The organism is Fuchsiella alkaliacetigena (assembly GCF_023227765.1).
In the GTDB taxonomy this organism is placed as follows: Bacteria; Bacillota; Halanaerobiia; order Halobacteroidales; family Acetohalobiaceae; genus Fuchsiella; species Fuchsiella alkaliacetigena.
In genome coordinates this window covers 20,766-38,890 of record NZ_JALKBZ010000023.1, presented here as the reverse complement: position 1 = coordinate 38,890, position 18,125 = coordinate 20,766, and the positions used below count along the sequence as shown (strand labels likewise).

General features: G+C 34.0%; 16 protein-coding genes. 15 read left to right on the top strand and 1 reads right to left on the bottom strand.

What is annotated here, in order from left to right; translation table 11 throughout:
• Nucleotides 1–93 precede the first annotated feature (93 nt).
• The 5 genes from MWH30_RS08175 to MWH30_RS08155 all read left to right on the top strand — a co-directional run bounded on the left by MWH30_RS08175 (nt 94) and on the right by MWH30_RS08155 (nt 4,797).
• The gene (locus MWH30_RS08175; protein WP_248663582.1) at nt 94–474 is read left to right on the top strand and encodes a hypothetical protein; all 381 of its coding nucleotides are present in this window, start codon (nt 94–96) and stop codon (nt 472–474) included.
• 99 nt (nt 475–573) lie between these two features.
• Entirely contained in the window at nt 574–3,345 is a 2,772-nt protein-coding gene (locus MWH30_RS08170) for a hypothetical protein (RefSeq protein ID WP_248663581.1), read from the top strand.
• 62 nt (nt 3,346–3,407) lie between these two features.
• The gene (locus MWH30_RS08165; RefSeq protein WP_248663580.1) at nt 3,408–3,839 is read left to right on the top strand and encodes a hypothetical protein; all 432 of its coding nucleotides are present in this window, start codon (nt 3,408–3,410) and stop codon (nt 3,837–3,839) included.
• Between the two features lie 34 nt (nt 3,840–3,873).
• Entirely contained in the window at nt 3,874–4,251 is a 378-nt protein-coding gene (locus MWH30_RS08160) for an N-acetylmuramoyl-L-alanine amidase (RefSeq protein ID WP_248663579.1), read from the top strand.
• 171 nt (nt 4,252–4,422) lie between these two features.
• Nucleotides 4,423–4,797 carry a hypothetical protein gene (locus MWH30_RS08155; RefSeq protein ID WP_248663578.1) on the top strand — a complete coding sequence of 125 codons (375 nt, stop codon included), beginning with the start codon at nt 4,423–4,425 and terminating at the stop codon, nt 4,795–4,797.
• A gap of 267 nt (nt 4,798–5,064) precedes the next feature.
• On the opposite strand, the gene MWH30_RS08150 is transcribed toward MWH30_RS08155, so the two are convergent.
• Nucleotides 5,065–5,610 carry a restriction endonuclease gene (locus MWH30_RS08150; RefSeq protein WP_248663577.1) on the bottom strand — a complete coding sequence of 182 codons (546 nt, stop codon included), beginning with the start codon at nt 5,608–5,610 and terminating at the stop codon, nt 5,065–5,067.
• A 294-nt stretch (nt 5,611–5,904) separates the two neighbouring features.
• Here MWH30_RS08150 and miaB point away from each other — a divergent pair, with 294 nt between their 5' ends.
• The 10 genes from miaB to MWH30_RS08100 all read left to right on the top strand — a co-directional run bounded on the left by miaB (nt 5,905) and on the right by MWH30_RS08100 (nt 17,998).
• On the top strand, nt 5,905–7,245 hold the full coding sequence (gene miaB, locus MWH30_RS08145; protein ID WP_248663576.1) for a tRNA (N6-isopentenyl adenosine(37)-C2)-methylthiotransferase MiaB: 1,341 nt from the start codon (nt 5,905–5,907) through the stop codon (nt 7,243–7,245).
• 82 nt (nt 7,246–7,327) lie between these two features.
• On the top strand, nt 7,328–7,660 hold the full coding sequence (locus MWH30_RS08140; protein ID WP_248663575.1) for a YlbF/YmcA family competence regulator: 333 nt from the start codon (nt 7,328–7,330) through the stop codon (nt 7,658–7,660).
• A 70-nt stretch (nt 7,661–7,730) separates the two neighbouring features.
• On the top strand, nt 7,731–8,099 hold the full coding sequence (locus MWH30_RS08135) for a YlbF/YmcA family competence regulator (RefSeq protein WP_248663574.1): 369 nt from the start codon (nt 7,731–7,733) through the stop codon (nt 8,097–8,099).
• A gap of 119 nt (nt 8,100–8,218) precedes the next feature.
• Nucleotides 8,219–10,918 carry a DNA mismatch repair protein MutS gene (gene mutS / locus MWH30_RS08130; RefSeq protein WP_248663573.1) on the top strand — a complete coding sequence of 900 codons (2,700 nt, stop codon included), beginning with the start codon at nt 8,219–8,221 and terminating at the stop codon, nt 10,916–10,918.
• Between the two features lie 43 nt (nt 10,919–10,961).
• A complete protein-coding gene (gene mutL, locus MWH30_RS08125) occupies nt 10,962–12,803 on the top strand; it encodes a DNA mismatch repair endonuclease MutL (protein WP_248663572.1) in 1,842 nt (613 codons plus the stop codon).
• Between the two features lie 15 nt (nt 12,804–12,818).
• The gene (gene miaA, locus MWH30_RS08120; RefSeq protein WP_248663571.1) at nt 12,819–13,784 is read left to right on the top strand and encodes a tRNA (adenosine(37)-N6)-dimethylallyltransferase MiaA; all 966 of its coding nucleotides are present in this window, start codon (nt 12,819–12,821) and stop codon (nt 13,782–13,784) included.
• Between the two features lie 99 nt (nt 13,785–13,883).
• Nucleotides 13,884–14,828 carry an AAA family ATPase gene (locus tag MWH30_RS08115; RefSeq protein ID WP_248663570.1) on the top strand — a complete coding sequence of 315 codons (945 nt, stop codon included), beginning with the start codon at nt 13,884–13,886 and terminating at the stop codon, nt 14,826–14,828.
• Between the two features lie 11 nt (nt 14,829–14,839).
• Nucleotides 14,840–15,445, top strand: a complete 606-nt coding sequence (locus tag MWH30_RS08110) for a GTPase domain-containing protein (protein ID WP_248663569.1) — start codon at nt 14,840–14,842, stop codon at nt 15,443–15,445.
• A 62-nt stretch (nt 15,446–15,507) separates the two neighbouring features.
• Entirely contained in the window at nt 15,508–16,221 is a 714-nt protein-coding gene (locus MWH30_RS08105) for a response regulator transcription factor (RefSeq protein WP_248663568.1), read from the top strand.
• Nucleotides 16,214–17,998: a HAMP domain-containing sensor histidine kinase gene (locus MWH30_RS08100; RefSeq protein WP_248663567.1), complete on the top strand. Its 1,785-nt coding sequence runs from the start codon at nt 16,214–16,216 to the stop codon at nt 17,996–17,998. Before MWH30_RS08105 ends, MWH30_RS08100 begins: the two co-directional genes overlap by 8 nt.
• Nucleotides 17,999–18,125: the final 127 nt, after the last annotated feature.

Sequence of the window (18,125 nt, the reverse complement as noted above, 5' to 3'; positions counted from 1 at the left end):
TTTAATGGTTGATTATATTTTACACATGGTTATCAAATTAATCAAATCTTGTTTTAGGAGGACAAATGTCCTTATTTTAAGTATCTAAGTTTTATGTTTTATGAATTAAACGCTAATATCAAAAGAGATGGAAACTATTTTGTAAATAAAGATAATGGAAAGTCTATTTGTTGTTCATCAAGGGATATTATAGAAGATACAGGATTTTGTGTAGGAAATTTTCAAGATTATTCTGATGATTTTAATGTTGATTTATATTTAACAGACGAAGCAAATGATTTAAAACTAGAAGTTGATAATATTAATTCTACTGTTGATCATGAGTTAAAATTTGAAGATTTAATTAATGCTTTAGAAGAATCAATAATAAGAAACCAATCAGAAGAAGTTATTATAAAAGAAAGTAAAATAAATAAAGATGATGAATTATATCAGGAATTATTAAACAAGTATAAATCAAAAAGTTATTATTAAATCATATTAGATTTTATGTAGATATTTAATTTAATAATTTTCAGATAGTTTTTAATTCATATTCTTCACATTATTCTTACTAGAAAGGAGGTATTTTAAATGGATTATAAAAAGGGAGAATTTATATACAATGATAGACTATATGAAGATAAAGATTCTTGGGATACTCCCTTACCTCCTTCTAAACCTATTTGTGAAGATGAATATGTAGATGATCCAACTTGGGAGTGGGAAGAACCAGAAGAAGAATCAGAAATAATAGGTTATTATATAAAGGTAGGTACTAAATCTGGCGAAGATGATGTTAAAGAAGAAACTTGGATTGGCGACCAAACATATTATCAACTAGAAACAGATGATAGGGGAGATTTTTATCTATCAGTTAGTACTTTAAATGAGTTCAACTTTCAATCTGATTATATAAGTTCCGATGTCCAAATAGTAGGAGAACCAAGAAGCTGGGTAACTAATATTATTAATTACATTAATAAAACCAAAATTAAATTCTATAATGAAGTTAATGTTAGCAAACTTTTGAATAATCATTTCACCAAGCACAAGGTTAATATACTTAGTCAAATTCAGTTAAACCGAGTTAATGTTACTAAGCTTAATAGTTTACATTATCAGAATAGCTTAATTAATGTAGGTTTAAATAGACTAATTACTAACCACTTTTCATTAACTACTAGCACTAATGTTGATGAAACTAATATCAATAGACTAATAAGCACGAAATATTCCGAAATATCTATAGAAAGCACAGATGAATCAGACCAATATTTTAACTTTGAATTTCCCAGACATCCTTATTTATATAATAGTGCTTATCTTTATAATGCGGAAGTTATTATTGATTATCAGGGCCGGACTCTCAAAAATAAGATAAAATTCAAAAGTAATCTTTTAGAAGCTAAAATTAAAAATTTCTTTAATGCTATAGTTTTACCTGATGAAACAAAAGAAAAAATGAAAGAATTTAATAACTTAGATAAGTTTCAATTTTTCATTAAGAATATAGATAAAGATATTATACTTAATGAACATATAAACCCCAAATCTTTTAACCACAACAGCGAGACAGTATCAAAGCAGGATAGGACTTCAGCTAATAAAATTGATTTTGATATAGAGTTAAATAGACATGAATCCATAGAAATTGAAGAGTTATTAGCACCAGAAGATAAAATTGTAGTTCAAAGTAAATTTGAAGATCATACTATAAATATTTTTGAAGGTGAAGTACAGCCTTATGACAGAAATAATAGCAATATTCACCACAGCTATAATATAAAAGTTTATGATAAGATATATGAGGGGATAACTAGAGAGTTTTCTGAAAATAAAGTTTTATTAGATCAGTATATCTGCAATAGCTTTGATCCTGAAAATTCATTATTCCATCAATTAGCTGCAATGATGAGCTTTGAAGAAGATGAAATGATATTTACTAGTGCATTTAATCCTAATATCATTAGCACTAAATTGACTTCCAAGGTAGCAGCAGCCGATATTTTAGAAGTAGAATCTACAGAAGATTTTTTTGTAGGAGCTAACATAATTATCGGTGATGAAACTAATGTAATTAGCTCAATTAATGAAGAAGATAATAAAATTATACTTCAATCACCACTAGAATCCAGCTATGCAGCAGGTATGGAAGTTATGACAGATAACCATTTAATTGTCCCCTATACTTATCTTGAAAAAGGCGAAAAGATTATGTCTGAGTTTTCTAAACTAGCTAAAAGTGTTCAGGGTGAAATTTATATTAACCACGATGGAAAGTTAGTATTTAATACCCCTTTTACACGACTTACTTTTAATGATGCTCACGACAGTTTATCCAGCAATATTAAAGAAAATGTAGAAGTAAAAACAAAAGAAGCTGAATATGACGCTGTAGAAGTTACTTATACTCAGTTTAGACAAGGGGAAAAACAAACAGTTTGGCAGTATATCGAATCAGAAGAAGCTTATGATGAAAGAAATGACAGAGCCAGAATTGTAATAGATAAAAAAGAGAAGAGCAACTGGATTAGATTTGAATACATTACTCCAATTTGTTTGGAACTTGATGAAGAACCAATAACCTTATTTGAAGATCAAGAAGGTAATGAAGTGGAGATCGATTATGAGTTAGAGTTTGACGAAACTGGGGGTAAAGTTCAATTTGAAAATCCTTACGATTTTAAAGTCTATATTCAAAGATTTAAACTGAGAGGTCATCCTCTATTCAAATTTGAAGGTAATTCAATAGATTATACACAAGTAGAATCTCCAGATAACACTTATGAACTAGAAGCAAATAAATACGTTCAGGATCATACTTTAGCTGCTTTAAACACTTTATACCTTCACGATCAAAAATGCAGAGAGTGGAAAATATATGAACTAAGCACCTATATAGTACCTCATTTAGATATAGGTAACTTAGTTAATTTAGAAAGTATTGATGTTAGCGATTTTTGTAAAATTAAGCAAATTAGTCATAATCTAAGTGAAAAATCATCTGATTTAACCTTAGTTGAATACGACCCCTACTTTATATGGGACTTAAATTTAGACTCTGAGCTATTTAGACCTATAAATATACAAGATCTTAGACTTTATGAAGACAGCAGAGGATCTATATCTGCTATAGATCCCGATGGTAATGAAGTGCTTGGGGTTGACTTGGAAATACAGCAAGATACTGAAACTGGCGAAGTGATAATTAATGGCCAGCATATAGATTTTGATCTGCTGCATCCTGTTGGCAATGTAGTTATTAGAGCAGATAATCCGAGTGATCTAGATAATTGGAGAGGGGTCTGGGAAGAAGTTGCCGAGCTTCAGGATGGTATAAAGTATTGGAAAAGAGTAGAATGATAATTATTATATTGAAAGAGCAGACACCCAGAGAGGGTGTTTTTTATTTGATAAGGTAGGTGGTGATAATTAGCAAGAAACCAAAGTGTGAAATACACAACGTCTATATAGAAGCCTTGCAGGATGAAGTTGACGAATTGCATAAGAGAATTAATCGAGTTAAAGAAAGGGTTTCCAATTTAGAAGAAGAGTACTCAAAGCTAGAGAAAAGGGCCGGAAAGCGAGGTGTAAAGATGGAGAATATAGCAGGTGAATTTGAGAAGATGGAAGCAAAACTTGATGATTTGGTTAAGGAGATGAGATCAATCAGTGATAGTTTTATAGATTTCCGGGCCCGCAGCGATCCACAAAACAGCTCAGATGAAGTAATTACTGAGCTAGCCAAGAAGGATAATAGACCATTGTTAATCCTGATCATAACCTTATCAGCTGCATTACTGTTGAGTCTAGGTGCTAATTTAGAAGATATAATTAAACTCTTTTCACCACTGTAGTGGTGATTTTTAAATTTATAGAGGAGGTGATCATTTGAACTGGGAAGGAATTGTAATTCATCATTCTGCTAGTGGTGATGTATCAGCCAACACTATAGATCAGTGGCATAAGGAGAAAGGATGGAAGGGTGTAGGTTATCATTTTGTCATTAGAGCTAATGGTGATATTGAGCCAGCACGCAATTGGAATGCAGCTGGGGCCCATGCAAGAGGCAGAAACCAAAATTATATTGGCATTTGTCTTACAGGGAACTTCACTAAACATCCACCAACTGCAGAACAGTTAGCTGCACTGATACATTTAATCAAAGGGGTTAAGAGTAGGTGGCAGGCAAATAAAATAGAAAAGCATCACGAAAGCTGTCCAGGGCCGATGTTTCCCTGGGATTTCTTCATTAATGCAGTTAGTTAATCTAGACAAAATGAAACAAAAAGGGTGTGTTTTGATCAATGAATGAAAATGATAGTTTTTGGCCTTTGATCTCTAAGTTGTTGATAGTAAAAACGATTATATTTGCTTCTGGATTTATAGCGGGCATGGTAGCCGGCTATTTTATTTTTTAATTAAAATCAAATTGAGAGGATGATTATAATGATAGCTGCTGTTAAAAATGTCTTTTTAGGTTTTGTAGTATCATTAGCTAAATCAATTTTAGAATCGACTGCTAATAATCTCTGGGGTGAAACTTGGGAGATAATCTTTGAAGGAATTGATGAGGCTGAGGATAAATGGGATGATGGAAAGGCTAAGAAAGAGTATGTTTTGGATAAAGTGATGGAGTTAATTGATAAACAGGGCCGGCTGGGTAGAATTAAAAAGATGATAGTTAAAATATTTGTGAATATTGTTATCGATGCCTTGATCAATAATATCAATGAAGAAATTGGGCACGATTGGTCTGAGAAAGCAGGGAAGTATGAACGGAAGCTGGCAGATAAGATTGATTTTATTGATTGAAGAGATCGGGCTCTCCAGGAGGAGCCAGATTTCGAGATAGAGATGGATTTTGAAGCTAAGGAAAGTAAGAGAAGTGATCATTTGACTAAGCAGTTTAGAGAAGATGCAGGGTTGGAGTCTGAATGGAGTGCTGAAGATAGTATCAATGATTAATTTAAATAGGGCCCTATTTTATTTAGTTCTGCAAAAAACCTACATTATATATAGGTTATAGCAGAGTTTAATAGGGCCCTGTTTAATATATTGCTTTCTTGTTAAGATAGAAGATTAATAAAAAACTGCTATATAAAATATTAAAACAGCAATCCAAAACAAAAATGAGAAGATAAGCCAGGGATCCCAAGACGGTGTAGCTGTTTTATAAAATGAAGGTACTTGATCAGAATAAGTATTATAAATTTTTCTTTCGAGTTCTTCCCATTCCCAGATTTCTGTATCTGTTAATCTAGCTAATTTCTTAGCTGGCTTAGTACAAGAAGATGTAGTGATCATCATTGCTTTGTCACAACCATAATAAGATTTAGCTCCTACAACTTGATTCATATCAGCAGTTCCAACCTTATTTCCTTTTTTATATCTTTTAACTTGGATAGCTATTTCCTCTCCAGTTTTTGTGTCTTCAAGTATTATATCAGCTCCAAAGTCTCCACTAGAAGAAGTTGTGTGTGCTTCAAATCCCATATCTAAGAATAATCCTTTTATAAATTCCTCAAATTCAAACGGATCAAAGTTTTGAAATCTTGTTTCTATAGATTCTTTTAATTTTTCATTATCTATTTTTGCAACTTCAAGATCAGCTTCGATTGCTTGCATAATTTGTACACTCCTTTAGTTTAGTTTGCTTATTTTTTGGAATTTTATTCAAGACAGATTGATAGAATATAGAGTAAGAAATAGGGCCCTGCTTATATATAAATGAAGAAACTGATAAAAGTTGTTTCTGAATTATCTATATATAATGTAGAAACTGGCCAAAATGACTCTTGTTTCCCCTATATATAATGTAGAGAAAATTCAAAAGTTAAGTTTTTGGTTTGGAAATTGGTATTTTTATGTTATAATATTAGCCAGGTTGTACACAATATATGGAGAGGATGTTTGATAGTTATGAATGAAAATGAAGAAACTAGAGGAATGTATCATACGATAACCTACGGTTGTCAAATGAATGAACATGATTCTGAAAAATTAGCTGGTGTATTAGAAGAAGATGGCTATACTCCAACTGAAGATATAGAAAAAGCAGATGTTATTATTATCAATACTTGTTGTGTCAGAGAAAATGCAGAACTAAAGGTTTTTGGAAAAGTAGGCTCTTTAAAACAATATAAGCGTCAAAATCCAGAACTGATTATCGGTATCTGCGGTTGTATGATGCAGCAAGAAGAGATAGTCCAAGAAATAAAAGAAAAGTATTCACATGTAGATATTGTTTTTGGAACTCATAATATTCATAGATTTCCTGAGTTATTAGCTGAAGCTAGACAGTTTCAAAATCCTTTAATAGAGGTGTGGGAGCAAGAAAAGGGCTTAATCCCTGAACTACCTGCTAAAAGAGAGTCCGATTATCAAGCCTGGACTACTATTGTTTATGGCTGTGATAACTTTTGTAGCTACTGTATAGTTCCTTATGTAAGAGGTCGAGAAAGAAGCCGACCTGTGGAAAATATATTAAAGGAAGTTAGAGAATTAAGTAGCGAAGGTATCAAAGAGATAACTCTCTTAGGCCAAAATGTGAATTCTTATGGTAAGGATTTAAGTGAAAATATAGATTTTGCTGATCTTTTACAAGAATTAAATAAAGTAGATGGTATAGAGCGAATACGTTACATGACCTCTCATCCTCGCGATTTTAATCAAAAGTTAATTGAAACTATTGCAGATACTGAAAAGGTCTGTGAGCATATTCATTTACCTATGCAGTCAGGCAGCAGTAAAATCTTAAAGGAAATGAAGCGTGGTTATAATCAAGAGGAGTACTTAGAATTAGTTAAAGAGATTCGAGAAGCTATGCCGGAGGTTGCTATTTCTACCGATTTTATAGTAGGTTTTCCGGGAGAAAGTGAAGCGGATTTTCAAGAAACCCTCAAGGTGGTTAAAGAGGTTAAGTTCGATATGGCCTATACTTTTCTGTACTCACAGCGCAGCGGTACTCCGGCAGCCAAGTTAGAAGAGCAGATTCCTAAGCATATTAAAAAAGAGAGGCTAGAGCGCTTAATGGATTTACAGAGCCAAATCAGTCAGGAACAGAATGAAAAATTAGTAGGCAAGACTTTAGAGGTATTAGTAGAAGGAGAAAGTAAGAAGGATAGTTCTAAGTTAACGGGTCGGAGCAGAAGTAATAAAATAGTTATTTTTTCTGGTGATTCTAATTTGACAGGAGAGCTAATAAATGTTAATATAAATAAGGCACAGAGTTGGACATTATTTGGAAGTTTAATTGAATAATCTCTAAAAATCAAAGGAGATTAACTTTTTTTATGGAAAACCTTATAGTGAAGGTTAAGAAAATACGGAGGTGCGTTAATTTATGTCAATTGTTGAAAAAGCCGAAGAATTAGGAGCAGAGATTGTGGAGTCTGACGAATATAGTGAAATGAAGGAAGCTGAAGAAGCTGTGGAAACCGATGAAGATGCCAAAGCATTAATCGATGAGTTTCAAGCTAAACAACAGCAGTTACAGATGGCCCAAATGAATGGTCAACAGCCTACTCAGCAACAACAACAGGAGATTCAATCTATTCAAGCTAAGATGCAGGATAACGATAAGATTAAAGCATTTATGCAAAAACAGCAAGAATTTAATAACATAATGCAGAATGTAAATCAAGTTATTACTGAGTCATTACAAGACCAAAATTAAACATATAATCAGATAATTTGTTAATGAGATTAAACTGAAAAGGTTAAGAAAATATGGAGGTGCGTTAATTATGTCGATTATGGAGAAAGCTGAAGAATTAGGAGCAGAGATTGTAGAGTCGAGTGAATATAAGAATTTAAAGGCCACTGAAGAAGCTGTGGAAGCTGATGAGGATGCTAAAGCATTAATTGATGAGTTTCAAGCTAAGCAACAACAATTAAGAATGGCCCAACAAAACGGTCAGCAGATTACTCAAGAACAACAACAAGAGATTCAGTCTATTCAAGCTAAGATGCAGGATAACGATAAGATCAAAGAGTTTATGGAAAGCCAGCAGGAGTTTAATAAAGTAATGCAGACTGTAAACCAAATTATTACTAAAGCTATCCAAGGCGAAGAAGCATGTGATGCTGCTAGTTGCGAAGCAGGTTGCTGTTAATTAAGTAAATAATTAAAGACCACAGGCTTTAGGCCTGTGGTCTTTTTCTTTATCTTAATTTTGAATTATGTTATAATGATGTTTTAGAGAGTTTATTATTAAAGGTGGAGGTGAAATAAATGGGCCAGAAGCTAACTCCAATGATGCAGCAGTATTTTTCTATTAAAGAAGAGTATGAAGAAGCAATACTACTGTTTAGGTTAGGCGACTTCTACGAAATGTTCACTGATGATGCTAAGTTAGCAGCTAGAGAACTGGAGCTAACTCTAACTTCCCGAAATAAGGGAAAAGGAAAGAAGACGCCGATGGCTGGTATTCCTTACCACGCGGCGGATTCTTATATTGCTCAACTAATAGATAAGGGATATAAAGTAGCTATTTGTGAACAAGTAGAAGATCCCAGCCAAGCTAAAGGGATAGTTAAGCGAGAAGTGGTGAGAGTGATTACTCCAGGGACGGTTATAGATAGCGAGATGTTAGAGGATAAAAGTAATAACTACTTAGCAGCTATTATTAGTAATGAGGAAGGTTTTGGCTTTGCTGCGGTAGATATATCTACTGGCGAATTTACAGTTACTCAGTTAACTGATGATGAAGCTGAAGAAAAATTGATAGATGAGCTAGCTCGAATTGACCCAGCGGAGTGTTTAATAACTAAAGAAATCGAAGAAAAAAGAGTATTTAACTACATTCAAGAACACTTAAATCCAATTCTTAATCAAATTGAAGAGCGTTTTAACTATCGACAAGCTTATGAGCTGTTAACTGACCATTTTGGAGTAAATTCATTAAAGGGCTTTGGTTGTGATGATTTAGATTTAGCTATTGAAGCAGCAGGAGCGGCTTTAAGTTTTTTAATTGAAACTCAAAAACAGAGCTTGGATCATCTCAATCGACTGATTACTTATTCTACTGAAGATTATATGGTTTTGGATGCTAATACTCGTCGTAACTTGGAATTAGTAGAAACTATTCGCAATGGTGACTTTAAAGGAAGTCTGCTTTGGGTTTTAGATCAAACGGTTACGGCTATGGGTGGTCGTAAGTTGAGAAAGTGGATTGAGCAGCCTTTATTAAATCCCCAACAGATAAAGCAACGCCTTGAAGCAGTAGCTGAATTAAAAGATAATATCTTTTTTAAAGAAGAACTAAAGGAAAAATTAAAAGAAGTTTATGATATTGAGCGTTTGATGGGGAAGATCACTTACGGTTCAGCTAATGGTAGAGATTTAAATGCTTTAAAAAGCTCTCTAGCTAAGCTACCGGCAGTAAAAGAAATTTTAAAAGAGTTCTCAACAGCTAAATTGGAAAAGTTAAATGCAGAACTAGATACTTTAGAAGATGTACATGCTTTGATAGCAGAGTCTATCAAAGAAGAAGCACCGGTGAATGTTAAAGAAGGAGAATTAATTAAGGACGGTTATGATGAAGATTTAGATGAATTACGCCAAGCTATGCAGTCAGCTAAAGATTGGTTAACTAATTTGGAAAAAGAGGAAAAAGAACGAACTGGAATTAAATCGTTAAAAGTAGGCTTTAATAAGGTGCACGGTTACTATATAGAAATTACTAAGGCTAATTTAGATTCAGTTCCTGATAACTATGAACGAAAACAGACCTTAGCTAATAGTGAAAGGTATATTACAGAAGAGTTAAAGGAAAAGGAAGCTAAGATTTTAGGAGCTGAAGAAAGAAGTGTAGAGTTAGAATATCGTTTATTTACTGAAATTAGAGATAAAGTAGCTAGTGAAACCAAAAGAATTCAACTGGCAGCCGATATTATAGCTCAGCTAGATGTATTGGTTTCTCTGGCAGAGGTAGCAATTAATAATAATTATTGCCAGCCGGAGATTACTGCTAGCGATGTAATAGAGATAGAAAAGGGCCGTCATCCGGTAGTAGAAGAGATGCTGAATGAGGAAGGCTTTGTTCCGAATGAGACTTATTTAGACTGTGATCAGGATAGATTTTTAATCATTACCGGGCCCAATATGTCAGGCAAGTCTACCTATATGCGACAGGTAGCTTTAATCACTTTATTGGCTCAAATAGGTAGCTTTGTACCAGCTACTAAAGCCCATATAGGTATAGTAGATAGGATTTTTACTCGGGTGGGAGCTGCCGATGATTTAACTACTGGCCAGAGTACCTTCATGGTGGAGATGAATGAGGTAGCTAATATACTCAATAATGCTACTCAGCAGAGTTTAATTATTTTAGATGAGGTAGGACGGGGGACTAGTACCTACGATGGTCTTAGTATCGCCTGGGCTGTAACAGAGTATATCAGTAATTTAAATAAAATCGGAGCTAAATCACTCTTTGCTACTCATTATCATGAGCTTACAGAATTAGAAGAACAGTTATCGGGTGTTAAAAATTATAATGTGGCTGTAAAGGAACAAAATGGAGAAATAGCTTTTTTACATAAAATAGTTCCGGGTCGAGCTAATGAGAGTTACGGAATCGAAGTTGCCAAGAGAGCCGGAATTCCTAATCAAGTTATTGACAGAGCTAGTGAAGTATTGGCTAAGTTAGAAGCTGAAACAAAGGACTATCAGCAACAGATAGAACAGAAAGCAGAAACAGAGATTGAACAGCTTAATGAAGATGCAGAATTGGATTTAAATAAGAAGGAAAAAATAGAAGAAACGAATAACTTGACACAGCTACCTCTTTTTAATTCAGCTAATATTGAATTCATACAAGAGCTTAGTGGCTTAGATATTATGTCCATGACTCCTTTGGAAGCTATGAATACATTGCATGAGTTTCAGCAAAAGGCCAAAAAAGAGTTAGAAAGAGAGGGGTTAGCTTAAAGAGATAGCCAGTTATTATAACAAAGGATAGAGGTGAGTAGTAATGGGTACTAAAATTAAGATGCTACCCAAAGAGGTTATTAATAAAATAGCAGCTGGAGAAGTAATACAGAGGCCAGCTTCGGTGGTTAAAGAGCTAGTAGAGAACTCCATAGATGCTCAAGCCAGTAAGTTGGAGATCAAAGCCGAAAATGGAGGCAAAGATTTAATTCAAGTAATAGATAATGGCCAAGGAATGAAACGAGAAGAAGCTCAGCTAGCTTTAAAGCGCCATGCTACTAGCAAGATTAGCCGAGCTAATGATCTTTTTTCTATCCGCAGCTTGGGCTTTCGCGGAGAAGCTTTAGCCAGTATTGCTGCTATTTCTAAGCTAGAGATTAGAACTAGAAGTGAAGAAGAGTTAGCTGGAACTTTGCTTAAAGTATCTGCCGGAGAGCTGTTGGAAGTTAAAGATATTGGAACGCCAGTAGGAACTAATATAATAGTTAAGGATTTATTTTATAATACTCCCGTTAGGTATAAGTATTTAAAGACTACAGCTACTGAAATCAGTAAAATCAGTGATATTATAAATCGTTTAGCTCTAGCTTATCCAGAGATTTCTTTTAAGCTCATCCATAATCAAAGAGAGCTATTAGAGAGCCCAGGTAACGATAGTTTATTAGATACTATGTTTAGCATCTACGGGAAAGAGGTTAGTCGGGAATTAATTTCGGTAGATTATGAGGATCGGTATATGCAACTACGGGGCTATATTACTAAACCTAAGATTACTCGAGCTTCAGCTAAGCATCAATCTTTCTTTATTAATCGGCGTTACATTAAAAGTAAACTGCTCAAAGAGGCTGTAACTGAGGCTTATCGAAGTTTAATTCCTAAAGATAGATATCCTATTGTAGCTTTAATGCTTAAGTTAAACCCTATCTTGGTAGATGTAAATGTTCACCCCCAAAAGATGGAGGTTAACTTTAGTAGAAAGGATGAAATTTTTAAAGTTGTAAAGTCAGGAATTGAAGAGGCTTTAGCTCAAGCTGACTTAAGCAAAAAGATTAATTTAGTTGAGGAAAAAGAAGTGCTTCAACAGGATAATACTGATGAAAAGGCTCAACAGCAAAGTTTAAAACTATTAAAAGAAAGTACTGATGCTAATAAGCAAAGTTCAAAAGAGACTAAGCAAATAGTTGAAAAAAGCAGTAAAAAAGAGTATCAAGCTTCTAAAACAAAAGCTGAAGCTAAAAAAGGAGTTAATTTACAGGAAGTTAGTTTGGACTATCAACCAGCAGGTGAGGTCGAACAACAGCCTTCTTTAAGTGAGTTTTTGCCTCTAGGACAGCTAAATAATACTTATCTTGTTGCTCAGGGCCCGCAGGGACTTTATATTATTGATCAACATGCAGCTCATGAAAGAATCATTTATAATCAATTATTAGAAAAAGCAGCTCAAACTGCTGTTCAATCGCAAAGCCTATTAGTACCAATAAAATTGGAACTGACTAGACCGGAGATAGAGATATTAACAGAACAACAGTTAGCTTTAAAAAATTTAGGTTTTGAAGTCGAGCATTTTGGAGGACAAAGATACTTAATCAGGGCCGTACCCCAACTATTAGGAAAATTAAAGACTAAAGAGATCTGTCGTGATATTATAGAAGAGCTACTAGAACAAGGGAAAATTAATAAAACTGAAAAAGTGCTTAAAAACTTAGCTACTGTGATTTCCTGTAAGAGTGCTATCAAAAGTGGTCAGCGCTTGCTTAAGGAAGAAATGGAGAACTTATTAGTTCAATTAGAAGCAGCTAAAGATAAGTATAGTTGCCCTCACGGCAGGCCAACGATTATTCATTTTTCAGCTAAGGAGTTGGCTAAGAAGTTTAAGCGAATCTAAAGAAGGAGGATTCTAATGCAGGAACCTTTAATTGTGTTGCTAGGAACTACGGCCGTAGGAAAAACAGAACTGTCCTTAGAGTTAGCTAAAGAATTGGATGCTGAAATTATTTCTGGTGATTCTATGCAGGTATATAAAGGGATGGATATCGGTACTGCTAAACTGGCGCCGGAAAAACGAGAAAAAATTCCTCATCATATGTTGGATATACTATCTCCAGAAGAGGAGTTTAGTGTAGCGGATTTTCAAGCTAGAGTTGACGAATTGATTCCGGAGATAATTGAGCGAGGTAAAGTTCCTTTATTGGTAGGAGGAACAGCTCTTTATTTGAAGGCTTTAATCCAAGGCTTTATTTTTCCGGAAATGGAAACAGATTGGGAGTTGCGAGAAAGATTGGAGAAAGAAGCAGAGGAAAAAGGAACAGAATATGTTCATCAAAAACTAGCTGAAGTTGATCCTCAATTAGCTCAGAAATTACACCCAAATGACTTAAGAAGAGTGATTCGCGGAATTGAAGTTTATCGACAGACAGGTAAAACTAGTACTTATTTTAAAAAACAGGCTCAAAAGCGTCCCCCACGTTATCAAGCGTTAAAAATTGGTTTGAAGCGAGATAGAAAAGAAATTTACCAACGAATTAATCAGCGAGTAGATAAAATGATTAAGCAGGGTTTAGTAGAAGAGGTAAAAGGGCTTTATCAGGCCGGCTATGATAGGGATTTAGTTTCTATGCAGGGTTTAGGATATAAAGAGATTATCGGCTACTTAGAAGGTGAATATGACCTTGAGGAAGCTATTAGACTTATCAAGAGAAATACTCGCCATTTTGCTAAGCGACAGTTAACTTGGTTTAGAAAAGATGAAGAAATTAATTGGTTTAAGGTGGCTAAATATGAAATTGAAGGATTAGTAACTGAAATAATAACTTTAGTAAAAAATAACTTTAACTTTGAGCAACTAAAAAAGTTAAACTTGCAATAAAAGCTCCTTTGATTAGGAGTTTTTTTCTAATTTATCACAAATCAAGTAGTGCTTACATATAATATAGAATAGCAGAGTGATTGATTAGGGGGGAGTGATTTGGATAAACGAGAAATTATTAGACAGCTCGAAATTGGTAATATCTCCCTTGGGAAAGCATTAGAACTTTTAAATTCTAAGTATATTAATCACAATAATCTAGCTTTAAAAAGAAAAAAACTGAAATCGGAACGAAACTTAAAAGAGGTTAAGTCTAAATTAGATAGATTAGTGGGTTTAGAAAAGATTAAAGACTTAGTTAATGAGCTGGAGGCCTTTGTTAAAGTACAAAGGAAGCGCGAAGAGGCGGACTTAATAGCTAAACCTTTAGTAATGCATATGGTTTTCAAAGGCAATCCAGGTACAGGTAAGACTACTGTAGCTCGTATTTTCGGGGAATTATTTAAGGAGTTAGGTCTACTAAGTAAAGGTCATTTGAAAGAAGTAGAAAGAGCAGACCTGGTAGGTGAGTATATAGGTCATACTGCTAAGAATACCCGGGAAGCTATTAACGAAGCTTTAGGAGGAATTCTTTTTATCGATGAAGCATACTCATTAGCTAGAGGTGGGGCTAGGGACTTTGGGAAGGAGTCTATAGATGCTTTAGTTAAAGGGATGGAGGATAATCGAGATGATTTAGTGGTTATTTTAGCTGGTTATCCTCGAGAAATGGAGATTTTTTTACAGAGTAATCCTGGTTTAAATTCTAGATTTCCAATTAAAGTTGAATTTGAAGACTATAGCTTAGATAAGTTAGTCGAAATTGCTAAGTTAATGTTGGAAGAAAGAGAGTATAAGTTGAGTAAAGCAGCTCAAGCTAAATTACGTAAAATCTTAGCTGAGAAGCGAAGAAAAGCGGGCCCGGAAAAAGGGAATGCTAGGACAGTACGTAATTTAATTGAAAGAGCAATTAGAGTTCAAGCCACTAGATTAATTACTCAGGATGATCTGAATCGACAGGAGTTAATGATTATTCAGCCTGAAGATCTCGAAGGAGCTGTCTAGGGGGAAAAACTATGACTAAGTGTTTAATCTTAGGCCAAACTAATGCAGGCAAGACCTGTTTTACTTTAAACTTTGCTGACTATTTAGGACTTGAGGAATTGAAGTTAACAGTTAAAAAACCAGCCGGCTTTTTAGCAGAGCAGACCTATTGTTTAGATGCTGCTTTAGAGGAATTAGTTTCTGAAGAAAGTCATAAAACTGAGGAAATCCAAAAAATTAAGTTAAAATTACCGGCCGGAAAAACTTCTCAACAGATAGAGTTAATAGATACTTGTGGTTTAGTGGAGGGAATACACCCGGATAAGAAGATACGGAAAGCCATGGCTCAAACTTTAGCCCAAATTGAAAGTTCGGAGCTTATTTTACATATTATTGATCTATTAACTTTAGAAGAAAATAGCTCTCCGGTAGTTTCCAAAGTTGATCAAGAGATTTATAACTACTGCCAAGCAGAAAAATGCTATGCAGTTTTAGCTAATAAAATAGATGTGGATAGGGCACGACGTAGTTTGGAATTGCTGTATAATGATTTTAGTTCAGGATTAATAATTCCAATTTCTGCTCTTTATAGACAGGGTTTTGAAAAGGTAAAAAGCTTTATATTAAAGAATCTTTGAATATATTACTTTGACATTTGAAGAGCTAATAGATTATAATATAAATAGAGGTGAATTTGATAATGGAGGATAAAAACAAAAAGATTTTAGTTGTAGATGATGATCAAAATATTCGTAAATTAATTACTGTTTATCTTAAACAAGCGGGTTATCAGATCTTAGAGGCTCAGAATGGTCCGGAGGCTATTAACTTAACTAATAATGAAGATCCTGATTTAATAATATTGGATATTATGTTACCTAAGTTAGATGGTTGGAAGGTCTGTCAAAAGTTAAGAGAGCGACATAAATTACCTATTATTATGTTGACTGCTAAAGGGGAAAAGTACGATAAAATTAAAGGTTTTGACTTAGGAGCGGATGACTATATAACTAAGCCTTTTGATCCGGATGAATTAGTGGCTAGAGTGCAGGCTAGGATGAGGAGAACTGAAGGTGAGGACTTACATAAGACGCTGAAGTTTCCTAAGCTAGAGTTAAATAAAGAGCTACACAAAGTAGTAGTAGCTGATCAAAGTTTGGACTTGCCTCCTAAAGAGTTTGATTTATTGTGGTACTTAGCTAATAATCAAAGCCAAGTTTTTAATAGAGAGCAGTTATTAGATCAAGTTTGGGGTTATAATTTTGTTGGTGATATTAGAACTGTGGATACCCATATTAAACGTTTACGAAGTAAGATAGATCATCAAGTAGAAGGGTTGAGCTACTTACAAACGGTGTGGGGGGTTGGCTATAAGTTTGAAGTTGTAGAAGAAGAGGGAGAGACTAATGCTTGAGAGCATTTTTAGCAAGTTAATGATGAGATTTGTAGTGGTCATTTTAGTTACTTTGATTGCTTTAGGAATTTTCTTAACCTACTTATTTGAAGATTATTACTTTAGCAATAAGGAAGAAGAGTTTATAAAACAGGGTCAAAAGATAGCTAAGTTAGTAGAAAGATCCTTTTATGAAGATAATTATGCAGAAACTGTTGAAGATTTAAGGACAATTAGTACTTTTTTAGATACTCAAATCTGGATTACTGATGCCCAAGGCTTGATTGTAGCTACTTTCAACTGTCGGGAAAGCTGGATTGGAGCTCAGTTGGATGAAGAGGGAATAGAAAAAGTTTATCAAGGAAGTATTTTGACTAATCGGGGTGAGGACCCTAACTTTGATCAGCCTGTACTTTCGGTAGCGGTGCCTATAGTTATTGAAGAGCAGATTATTGGAGCAATATTTGTTTATTCACCGATAGCTGGAATAGCTTCCTTGGTAGGTAGATTACAGGATTTATTATTTTTTGCTGCCTTAATGTCTATTGTGTTGGCTGTGATTTTAAGCTTTAGTTTTGCTAAGTCTTTGTTAAATCCTTTAAATCAACTCAATCAGGCTGCTTTAAAGCTGGCCGATGGTGATTTAGATACTAGAATAGATATGCAAGGTAATGATGAAGTTAATCAGTTAGGTAGAAGCTTTAACTATTTAGCTAGTCGTTTGGAAACTACTATTGATAAATTAAACCAAGAAAAGACTAAACTGGAGTCTATTTTAGTAGGTATGAATGAAGGGGTAGTAGCTATTGATCAAAAGCAAGAGATTATTTTAATTAATCCTCAAGCTAAAGGGTTAATCGAGTTTGAAGGTCCAGGTTTGGGCAAAAAATTGGAAAATTTGATTGACGATGAGAACTTAATATCAATATTTGTTAAGGCCTTAGAAAAAGAAGAGCTGATTATTGATGAATTCAGCTTAACAAATCGGGCCCAGGTTGTTCGAATTTTAATTCACATAACTCCTATTTATACTCAAGATAACTTATTAGGGGTAGTAGGAGTAATGCAGGATATCAGCGAACGTTGGGAGCTTGAACAGCTACAAAAGGAGTTTGTAGCTAATGTATCTCATGAACTTAAGTCACCTTTGACTTCTATCCAAGGATTTGTGAAGGCGATCAGAGATGGAGTTTTATTAGATGAAAGCTCAACTGAGGAATATTTAGATATTATTTTAGATGAGGTGCAAAGATTAACTAGGTTAGTTAATGATTTATTAGATTTATCACAGTTAGAAAGAAAGGCAATTGCAATGGAGTTTGAAAAGAATGATTTAAAAGAAGTCATTGAGCAGGTAGTTTTTAACTTACAACCTCAATTTAAAGATAAAGATTTAACAGTAATCCAGAAAATTCCTGATACTAATTTAAAAACTTGGATAGACCGAGATCGTATTGAACAGGTATTATTTAATCTATTAAGTAATGCTATTAAGTTTACACCTGTTGGAAAAGAAATTAAAATCAAAGTTGAGGATTTGACTACAGAGTTTAAAGTGCAGATAGAGGACCAGGGCCCGGGTATTCCTCAGGAAGAATTAGATTATATCTGGAATAGATTTTATAAAGTAGATAAAGCTAGAACTAGAGACGATAGTGCTAGCACGGGTTTAGGGTTAGCTATTGTTAAAGAAATTATTGATAGACATCAAGGACAGGTTAAGGTTAATAGTGAAATAGGAGTAGGGACAGAATTTATCTTTACTTTACCGAAGAAAAGAGAAAAACTTAACTTTTAGTTTTTGGTCATAAATCTGTAAAAGGTATAGTATATAATTATAGTTGAAAATCGAAAGTTGTTCCCTCATTAAGTACAGTTTATTTTTTAATTACCCTATTTCCTTATTTTATTATTAGAAAACTGCC